Source organism: Brevundimonas kwangchunensis (assembly GCF_039523815.1).
Classification (GTDB): Bacteria; Pseudomonadota; Alphaproteobacteria; order Caulobacterales; family Caulobacteraceae; genus Brevundimonas; species Brevundimonas kwangchunensis.
Map to the genome: position 1 here is coordinate 20919 of NZ_BAAAGA010000010.1, position 8513 is coordinate 29431.

Annotated in this window: 10 protein-coding genes; 6 read left to right on the forward strand and 4 right to left on the reverse strand. The window is 67.0% G+C overall.

Annotated features, from left to right (window positions below):
* Nucleotides 1-70: 70 nt before the first annotated feature.
* The 4 genes from ABDZ95_RS15220 (at nucleotide 71) to ABDZ95_RS15235 (ending at nucleotide 2944) form a co-directional block, all read left to right on the forward strand.
* The gene (locus ABDZ95_RS15220; protein WP_343794827.1) at nucleotides 71-742 is read left to right on the forward strand and encodes a hypothetical protein; all 672 of its coding nucleotides are present in this window, start codon (nucleotides 71-73) and stop codon (nucleotides 740-742) included.
* Nucleotides 742-1161, forward strand: coding sequence for a hypothetical protein (locus ABDZ95_RS15225; protein WP_343794828.1), 420 nt, complete (start codon nucleotides 742-744; stop codon nucleotides 1159-1161). The genes ABDZ95_RS15220 and ABDZ95_RS15225 overlap by 1 nt, the downstream gene beginning before the upstream one ends.
* Before the next feature lie 155 nt (nucleotides 1162-1316).
* On the forward strand, nucleotides 1317-1796 hold the full coding sequence (ssb, locus tag ABDZ95_RS15230) for a single-stranded DNA-binding protein (RefSeq protein WP_343794829.1): 480 nt from the start codon (nucleotides 1317-1319) through the stop codon (nucleotides 1794-1796).
* A gap of 242 nt (nucleotides 1797-2038) precedes the next feature.
* A complete protein-coding gene (locus tag ABDZ95_RS15235) occupies nucleotides 2039-2944 on the forward strand; it encodes a DMT family transporter (RefSeq protein WP_343794830.1) in 906 nt (301 codons plus the stop codon).
* Nucleotides 2945-3005: 61 nt separating this feature from the next.
* On the opposite strand, the gene ABDZ95_RS15240 is transcribed toward ABDZ95_RS15235, so the two are convergent.
* Both ABDZ95_RS15240 and lspA read right to left on the reverse strand, forming a co-directional pair.
* Nucleotides 3006-3572, reverse strand: coding sequence for a DUF3035 domain-containing protein (locus ABDZ95_RS15240; protein WP_343794831.1), 567 nt, complete (start codon nucleotides 3570-3572; stop codon nucleotides 3006-3008).
* Nucleotides 3573-3631: 59 nt separating this feature from the next.
* Nucleotides 3632-4141 carry a signal peptidase II gene (lspA, locus tag ABDZ95_RS15245; protein WP_343794832.1) on the reverse strand — a complete coding sequence of 170 codons (510 nt, stop codon included), beginning with the start codon at nucleotides 4139-4141 and terminating at the stop codon, nucleotides 3632-3634.
* A 177-nt stretch (nucleotides 4142-4318) separates the two neighbouring features.
* Between lspA and ABDZ95_RS15250 the strand changes: the two genes are divergently transcribed.
* Nucleotides 4319-5581: a cation:proton antiporter domain-containing protein gene (locus ABDZ95_RS15250; protein WP_343794833.1), complete on the forward strand. Its 1263-nt coding sequence runs from the start codon at nucleotides 4319-4321 to the stop codon at nucleotides 5579-5581.
* A 63-nt stretch (nucleotides 5582-5644) separates the two neighbouring features.
* On the opposite strand, the gene ABDZ95_RS15255 is transcribed toward ABDZ95_RS15250, so the two are convergent.
* Nucleotides 5645-6439, reverse strand: a complete 795-nt coding sequence (locus ABDZ95_RS15255) for a PhoH family protein (RefSeq protein WP_343794843.1) — start codon at nucleotides 6437-6439, stop codon at nucleotides 5645-5647.
* 420 nt (nucleotides 6440-6859) lie between these two features.
* Nucleotides 6860-7399, reverse strand: a complete 540-nt coding sequence (locus tag ABDZ95_RS15260; RefSeq protein ID WP_343794834.1) for a PAS domain-containing protein — start codon at nucleotides 7397-7399, stop codon at nucleotides 6860-6862.
* 362 nt (nucleotides 7400-7761) lie between these two features.
* Between ABDZ95_RS15260 and ABDZ95_RS15265 the strand changes: the two genes are divergently transcribed.
* Nucleotides 7762-8415, forward strand: coding sequence for a hypothetical protein (locus tag ABDZ95_RS15265; protein WP_343794836.1), 654 nt, complete (start codon nucleotides 7762-7764; stop codon nucleotides 8413-8415).
* Nucleotides 8416-8513: the final 98 nt, after the last annotated feature.

Sequence of the window (8513 nt, forward strand, 5' to 3'; positions counted from 1 at the left end):
CGGCCAAGGAAGGCGTTGACGCCGCACGGTTGGGCGGGGTTAGTGGGGTCTCAGTCGACGCGAGCCTTTCATGCCCAGGGACAACCGTATTCTCATCGCGATCGGGGCCGCCATCGCGGTCATCGCGGCCGTGGTGATCGCCCTGGTGTTCTCGGGGGGGCGTGAGCGCAGTTCGGAGCCGCCGCCGGCGGCCCAGGGCGGGCTGACCGTCGATGTCGCCGATGCGCCGGCCCTGGATACGACCCGCGAACTGCGTTGCTATGTGAACGGCCAGTTCGTCGGCATGGCGACCTTGGCCGACTGCGCCCGTCAGAACGGCCTGGCCACCGACGCGCTGGATGTGGGCGTGGACGCCACGGGCGCGCTGGTCGCGGCGCCGACCGCCTCCTTCACGCCACCGCCGTCGGCCCCCCCGGTCCAGCTGGCCGAGGAGACGACCCCGGCGCCCATCGAGTCGACCCAGCCGGCCCAGCAGAGCCCTCAGCCTGCCGCGGCGGGTAGCCAGTGCCTGCGATACACGGGTTCGGAATGGCGGATGCTGGCCTCTAACATGTCGCTGAACGCCTGCGTGCAGGCGCTGTATGCCGGCACCTGCGTGCGCCCGGGCGAGGCGCAGTACGGCAGCTGGGGCGAAACGACCTTGCGTCTGGTTCCGCGTCGCGTGGAGCAGTCGCCGGACAACAACCGCTTCCGCACATTGGCGGAGCAGGACCGTAGCTGCCAGTTCCCGGGACTTCGTTGATGCGCGCGTTGACACTTCTTCCTGTCGTGGCCGGTCTCGGGCTGCTGGCGGCCTGCAGCTCTGGCACCAAGGCTCCGTTTGACCGTGGCGTCTGCTACGCGGTCGAGATGGGCGCCGAGGGCGAGGAGCCGACATTCAACGTCGTCGCCCGCGATCAGCCGCAAATCGAGTTCTGCGCTGCGCGTCTCGAGGAAATGCGTCTCAGGTTCCTGTCTCTGGGCGGCAATCGTCGCGAGTTGACCGGCGCGTACCAGGGCCAGTTCATCTTCATCGACCGGGCCGGTGTCTCGTTCGGGAAAACCCTGGAAGGCTCGCGCTTCATGGCGCTGGCGCGGACGGGAGACGGGCGACTGGCGATCCCGGGCGCGATCGAGCGTGAACTCGCAGAGCCGGCGCCCGCGCCAGCCCCGGCGCAGTAGGTCAGGAACAAAGCTGGAACATCGATCCGCATTCCGTTAATGGATGTGGACAGTTCCGGCGACCTGTCGCGAGTCAGGTCCGGACGCCCTAAGACTTTGGCCGAAGCGGCGCCTCGGGCGCCGGGCCGACAACAAGATCAAAGAGGAGCTCGGTGATGGCGGGCAGCGTCAACAAGGTCATTCTGGTGGGCAACCTGGGTCGCGACCCGGAGATCCGCACCCTGAACAACGGTGAGAAGGTCGCAAACCTGTCGCTGGCGACGTCGGAGCAGTGGCGCGACAAGTCGACCGGCGAGCGCAAGGAAAAGACCGAGTGGCACCGCGTGGTCGTGTTCAACGACAACATCGTCAAGGTCGTCGAGAACTATCTGAAGAAGGGCTCGACCATCTACGTCGAAGGCTCGCTCCAGACCCGCAAATGGACCGATCAGCAAGGCGTCGAGAAGTATTCGACCGAGATCGTCATCCAGCGCTTCAACGGCCAGCTGACGATGCTGGGCGGCCGTGACGGTGGCGGAAGCAGCGGCGGCGGCCCGCGCGACGACGACTACTCGTCGGGCTTCTCGACCGGCGGCGCCAACAAGCCGTCGGGCCCGCGCGAATCCTACGATCTGAACGACGACATCCCGTTCTAAAGACCGCTGGCCCAGGCTCGGAAAGTGTCCAGATGTCCGCGGAATTCGTGGGACACTTTCGGACACTTCGTCCTTGGGGCCCTTCCTGCATGACGATGTCAAAGACCGCGCCCGAAAGGGCAGGCGGCACAGAAGCATGATGGTGCGTCAGAATCTGTCGCACCATCTCCCGCCACAGTCTGAAATGTGAAGTGTCGGCGGCGCCCCTCGCGCGCCGACGCGCTCCGGGCTAGGCCCAGCGGGTGATCACGCCCGACAAACCTCATTCCCCGCTTTCCCTTCTCGAGATCGGCGCCATCGTCGCGATCATCGTGATCTGGGGCGTCAACAACGCCGCGGCCAAGCTGGCGACCGAAACCCTGCCCCCATTGCTGATGGCCAGCCTGAGGTTCGGGCTGGCGGCGCTGTGTCTGGTCTGGTTCGTGCGACCGCCGTTCCCGAACTGGAAGAGCCTGTTGATCATCGTCGGCGTCGGCGGGCCGCTGCACTATGGCTTGGTCTATCTGGCTTTCTGGATGGCGCAGGATGTCAGTCCGGTCTCGGTCGCGACCCAGCTGTGGGTGCCGTTCACGGCGCTGTTCGCCTTCCTGCTGTTGAAGGAACACCTGTCGAAACCGGCGCTGGCCGGGATGGGCGTGGCCTTCGTCGGCGTCGCCTGGATGACGCTGGACCCGCATGCGATCGCGGACTGGAAGGCGATCCTGATCGGCGTCGCGGCGGCGGCGGCCTGGGCGCTGACCACCGTGGTGGCGCGCCGGACCACCTCCATCCCGCCGCTGAAGATGCAGGGGCTGCTGGCGCTGGTGGCCCTGCCGGCGCTGGGGCTGGCGTCGGCGGCCTTCGAAACGGGTCAGATGGAGGCGATGCAGCGGGCCGACGTCATGGTGTGGCTGTGCGTTCTTTGGGCGGGGGTGGTTTCATCGGTCATCGCCACGACCCTGGTGTTCTGGCTGGTGCAGAAGCGGCCGGCCGGCCGGGTGACGCCCTATCTACTGGCGACGCCCGTCGTATCGATCCTGATCGGCTGGGCCTTCATGGGCGACGTCCTGACGGTGCAGATCCTGACCGGCGCGGGGTTGACCATGGGCGGGGTGGCGCTGGTGGCGCTGGCCGAGCGCAATCTCCGTGCCGGCGCGGCCAAGTCCTGAAAAGACAAAGGGCCCGAACGCGGTGCGTCCGGGCCCTTCGAGTTTCGTAACGGTGCGACCCCTAGAGGCCCGGCAGCTTGAAGCCGGTGTTGCGCCGCGGCGTGATCGCGATGCCGCCGCGGCCGCCGGTCAGTTCCTGCATGCGGGCGTACTCGCTGGCGGCGTCGATGGTCACGGCGCCTTCCGACGTCTGGGCGGTGATGGCCGTCTGGGTTTCCGGAGCCTCGCGGCGCCAGAACATGATGCGGTTGGCCCAGCTTTCTTCCTTGTGCGTCAGATCGCCGAACTCGTCGTCCACGACGTAGCGGGCGAGGGGGTCTGCGCGGTCGCCGCCGGCCTGGGCGACGAGGATCTGTTCACCCGGCGAACGGGTGATGGCCTGGCGCTGGCCCAGAAGAATCTGGCGAGCGGCCGATTCCGGAGCCAGCTCCTGCGGGCGCGGCTGGCCCGGCGCCGGCGGGCGCAGGCCGTACTCAGGCGGAACGGTCAGCGGAGCGGTCGAAACGGTGAGGAACTCGTCCGGCGTGACCTTCGACAGGCCGATGCTCTGACGCATGTTGGAGCAGGCTCCCAGCGACAGGGCCGAGGCGGCGACGACGGTCAGAAGGGCGGCAGTACGAAGGCGCATGGTCTATCCCGGTGCGGCGCGCATTCAGCACGCTCGTGAACCCTAGAGGAAACGGGTGATTACGACTTTTCGGCGGCGACGCCAACCTTGGCGGCCGCACGCTCGGACAACAGACTGTCAACGATCAGCAGGATCACGCCGATGGTGATGGCGCTGTCCGCCACGTTGAAGACCCACGGGAAGAAGCCCGTGCCCGAGAAATCGAGGAAGTCGACGACGAAACCGAAGCGGACACGGTCGATCACATTGCCGATGGCGCCGCCCATGACGAGGCCAAGCGCGGTGATCAGAAGGCGGCGATCCGCCTTCGTGGCCCAGTAGGCAAGACCGCCGGCGACCAGAACCGAGAACAGGCTCAGGAACCAGCGGGCTGAGCCGTCGCCGAACAGGCCGAAGCTGACGCCGCGGTTCTCCACCCAGGTGAAGTTGAAGATCGGGTCGGCGACGAAGACGCGCCCCACCTCACGCAGGTCGATGCCGGAGATGATCCAGGCCTTGGTCAGCTGGTCGATGATGACGACCAGAAGGGCGAAGCCGTAGGCGGCGTAGGCGATGCGCGGGATTTTCATTCGTGTCGCTGGGCAATGAGGGCGTTCCGGTTAGCAGTCCGCGACCGGGGCGCGAAGCGATTTTATCGCCGCAAGTCGCCTTATGGCGGCCATTTCGCCTTGTCCCCGTGACGTTCAGGCCCCAAATGTCGCGCTTCAACTCCGCAAGGATTCTCCCACGCACCACGAGGAGCGCCGATGACGCCTGCCGACCTGGCCGACCATGCCGCGAACGTAGCCGACCATGCCGACAGTCTGATTCTCACGCTTGTGGGGGGCTTCGTGCTGGCGTTCGTCTTCGGGATGATCGCCAACCGGCTAAGGCTGTCGCCGCTGGTCGGCTATCTGGTCGCCGGAATCGTCGTGGGCCCGCACACGGCGGGATTCGTGGCGGATCAGGAGCTGGCGCCCCAGCTGGCCGAGATCGGCGTGATCCTGCTGATGTTCGGGGTCGGGCTGCATTTCTCGCTCGCCGACCTGATGAAGGTTCGCAAGATCGCCATTCCCGGAGCCATCGTTCAGATCGGCGCCGCGACCGTGTTGGGCTGGGGTCTCGGGCGGCTGATGGGCATGAGCGATCTGGAGGCGACACTGATGGGCTTCGCCCTTTCGGTGGCCTCGACCGTGGTGCTGCTGCGGGCGCTGGAGGAGCGCAAGCAGGTCAAAGGCGACGTCGGCCGCATCGCCATGGGCTGGCTGATCGTCGAGGATCTGGTGATCGTCATCGCCCTGGTCGTCCTGCCGCTGCTGGTGATCCAGCCGGGCGAGACGCTGAACGGCGCCGACCTGGCGGGCTCGATCGGCTGGACCCTGTTCAAGGTCGCGGGCTTCACCGCCATCATGCTGGTGGTCGGGGCCAAGGTGCTGCCTTGGGTGCTGGTGCGGATTGCCCACACCAAGTCGCGCGAGCTGTTCACCCTCGGGGTGCTGGCCATCGCCCTGGGCATCGCCTGGGTGGCCTATGCGCTGTTCCACTCGTTCGCCCTGGGCGCTTTCCTGGCGGGGCTGGTGCTGAACAGCTCACCGCTGGGGCACAATGCCGCCGAACGGTCGCTGCCGCTACGTGACGCCTTCGCGGTGCTGTTCTTCGTGTCGGTGGGCATGCTGTTCGACCCGAGCATCCTGGTGCGCGAGCCGCTGGCGGTGCTGGGCGTGCTGAGCATCGTGATCGTCGGCAAGTCGATCGCGGCCATCGCCATCACCACGGCGTTCAAGCTGGACAAGGCGACCAGCCTGACTGTCGCGGCCTCGCTGGCTCAGATCGGCGAGTTCTCGTTCATCTTGGCGGCGCTCAGCGTGAAGCTGGGCGGCATGTCCCAGGGCACGCACGACCTGATCCTGGCCGCAGCCCTGCTTTCGATCTCGCTGAACCCGTTCGTGTTCGCCTTCATCGACCGGATCGGGGCCAAGCCGAAGCCGCCGGCGGCCAAGGAGCCGACGCCGGTCACGGCGCTCATCTAGGCAAGAAAAGAGGGGCGCCGGTCGGACCGGCGCCCCTTTTCAGTTTCCCGGATAGTAAACGCGCTAAAGGACGCCGATCATGCTGGCGACCAGCGGGTGGCGGACAATGTCGCGCTCGGCCAGCTTGACCACGCCGATGTCCGGCACGGCTGTCAGACGTTCGGCAATGTCGGCCAGGCCCGAAATGCCCGGCAGCAGGTCCGACTGCTGCGGATCGCCCGTGACGACCATCGTGGAGTGCCAGCCGAGGCGGGTGAGCAGCATCTTCAGCTGGACGTAAGTGCAGTTCTGGGCCTCGTCGACGACGATGAAGGCGTTGTTCAGCGTACGGCCGCGCATGTAGCCGATCGGGGCGATCTCGATCAGCCCCTCGGCCATCAGCGCCTTGACCCGCTTCATGCTGAGGCGGTCGGACAGGGCGTCGTAGAGCGGGCGCAGATAGGGGGCCAGCTTGTCCTCCATGTCGCCGGGCAGGAAGCCGATCGACTCGCCGGCCTCGACCGCAGGGCGGGACAGGACGATGCGGCCGACCTTGCCAGCCTCCAGCGCCTCCACAGCCTTGGCGACGGCCAGATAGGTCTTGCCGGTGCCTGCGGGGCCCAAGGCGAGGACCAGATTGTGATGATCGATCATCGTCATCAACTCGGCCTGGCCATCCGACTTGGGCTTCAGCGTTTTCAGATAGGCCTGGTCCCGCTCGTCGTTCGAGGGATAGGGCGACCAGCCGCCTGTATTGGCGGGCAATCGCCGGACCTTGGCGTCCTGGATGAACTGGCTCGAATCGAGAACCCCGAACTCACGGGATGCTTCGCGGGTCTGACGCTTCAGGGCCGAACGCTTGGTCATGGACGCCTCCAGGGCATGAAAAAAGGCGATGCCGCAAAAGCATCGCCTCGAACGAAGATGGGGAGGAGGAAGACGGAGGATGCCGCGCACCCGCCCGGATCGGAGGAAGTCTGACCTTCCATCGGTACTGCCCCGGGAGACCGGGACCGCCGAGCCGAACGCATCACGTGCGCCCCCGAGGTCTGACCGGACCGGGATTGATCCGGCTTCAGATTCGATGGCCGAACAGCCCTTCGAATCGCACCAACAGATTGATGCTAGCGTGGTTTACGAGAGGTTAAAGCGCTCATTTCGTTCAGAAATGGCTGTGTGCGGATCGAGTTTTACTGTGCTGACAACAAGAGCCCGCAGTGTTCGCTGGCGTGCGAATACTGGCGCTGTGTTCGATCCTGGGAACGAGGAGACGCGATTCTCCGGTGGATGACCAGAGGGTTACGCGACGCGGCGACCTCCGACGGCGGCGAGGGTCAGCGCGGGACGGCCCGGCTCTCCGACGCCGACCGTGACGCGGGCGGTCAGCAGGCGCGAGGCGTCGACGGGCATGATGAAGCCGCCGGCGGGCGCGTAAAGCCCGAGAATCAGGTCCGGCTGCGACGAGGCGCCGCGCAGGGGCGTCAGCAGCACCTCGATCGGCGCCTCCAGCGAACCGGCGAGGGCCACGATGGCGACGGGGCGGGCTTCGCGGATGGTCTGGGCCACGCCGGCGGCGACCAGCGGACGCGACGCCGTGCGCCAGAGATCGAGAAAGGCCTGACCCTTCAGCGGCTCGCCGTGGAAGGCCTCGAGCCAGCTGCCGGCAAGGCGGAACAGGGTCTCGTCGCCGTGGCGCTCCAGCAGGAAGGCGCGGGGCAGGCGGGCGGCCAGACGCTCCGGTTCCAGATCGGCACGGGCGGGCACGCCGCCGCGCACGCCGGGGCTTCGGGCCATGCCGGTCCACTGGTCGATCAGGAATTGCGTGTCAGGTTGAAACACCGCGAAAGCCTCCGACGGGATCGCCGCAAGCGCCGGGCCGAAGAAGGCAACGGAAATGCAAGGGTTTTGGGGTTCACATGCAGGATGGAGCGGATCGCGTGTGTCGCGGACCGCAGATGATTTCACCTGGAGGTCGGCCCATGGGGGTGCGGATCATGCAATGGCTGCCTGCGGCGGCCGGATTCCTGGCGGTCTCGGCGATCGCGGATTCCGCGGCGGCGCAATGCGGCCCGGTCTGCCCGCCGCCGCCCCCACCGTGCTGCGAGCCGCCGCCTCCGCCGCCTCCACCCCCGCCGCCGCCCGCGCCCTGCTGCGAGCTGCCGCCGGCCCCGCCGTGCTGCGGCGCTGGCGGGAGCTTCAATGTGAACGTCAACGTGAACGCCGGGGCCAACGCCACCGCACGCTCCAATGCCGGGTTGAACGCCCGTGCGGGCGGCAGCGTGTGGGTCAGCGGCGGCGGCTCGGCCTATGTTACGGTCGACCAGCCCTATCCGACGACCATCAGCGGCCTGAACGTCGAAGGCGCGCGGATGCAGCGCACGATCCGCGTCCCCTATGAAGAGCGTCGTCGCTGGGAGAAGCGGGTCGTGATCCGCGCCATGTGCATCGATGATCGCAACGTGCCGCACCCGGCGTCGCAGGTCCGTCCGGATCGCGAAGTCGACGGCGGCTATGAGGGCGAGTTGTATCGCTGCATGGCCGGCACCTGGCTGCAGATGACCTGGGCCGAGTATCAGGGCGACACGCAGTTCGATCATGGCGAGACGATGAGCTGCCGCAAGGGCGAGGCCCTGTGGTTCGGCCGCAACCAGATCGAATGTCGGCCTCAGAAGGCCGAGCGCGAGTGCAACGAGCGCTCGCTGCTGCGCCGCTACGGCGCGGGCGTGAAAATCCTGACGTGGATCCGCGAGGAGACCTTCACCTCGTACCGCGAGGAAGTGGTCGAGGAGCAGGGCATCGCCGTCAGCGGCGGGACCATCGCCCTGGACGGCGGCGTCGGCGGCCGGGTGTTCTGACGACGGCTGAACCTGCCGTTCAGCCTGGCGTCATGCGCGAAAGCGTAGATTTCGATCGTCGGCTCTGTCGACGATCCTGAGAAGCGAACTGGCCCCGG

Excerpts from the sequence above, each read along its gene's own strand:
- ABDZ95_RS15250 (WP_343794833.1), top strand. The coding sequence starts at position 4,319 with ATGACGCCTGCCGACCTGGCCGACCATGCCGCGAACGTAGCCGACCAT.
- ssb (WP_343794829.1), top strand. The coding sequence starts at position 1,317 with ATGGCGGGCAGCGTCAACAAGGTCATTCTGGTGGGCAACCTGGGTCGC.
- lspA (WP_343794832.1), bottom strand. The coding sequence starts at position 4,141 with ATGAAAATCCCGCGCATCGCCTACGCCGCCTACGGCTTCGCCCTTCTG.
- ABDZ95_RS15220 (WP_343794827.1), top strand. The coding sequence starts at position 71 with ATGCCCAGGGACAACCGTATTCTCATCGCGATCGGGGCCGCCATCGCG.
- ABDZ95_RS15225 (WP_343794828.1), top strand. The coding sequence starts at position 742 with ATGCGCGCGTTGACACTTCTTCCTGTCGTGGCCGGTCTCGGGCTGCTG.
- ABDZ95_RS15240 (WP_343794831.1), bottom strand. The coding sequence starts at position 3,572 with ATGCGCCTTCGTACTGCCGCCCTTCTGACCGTCGTCGCCGCCTCGGCC.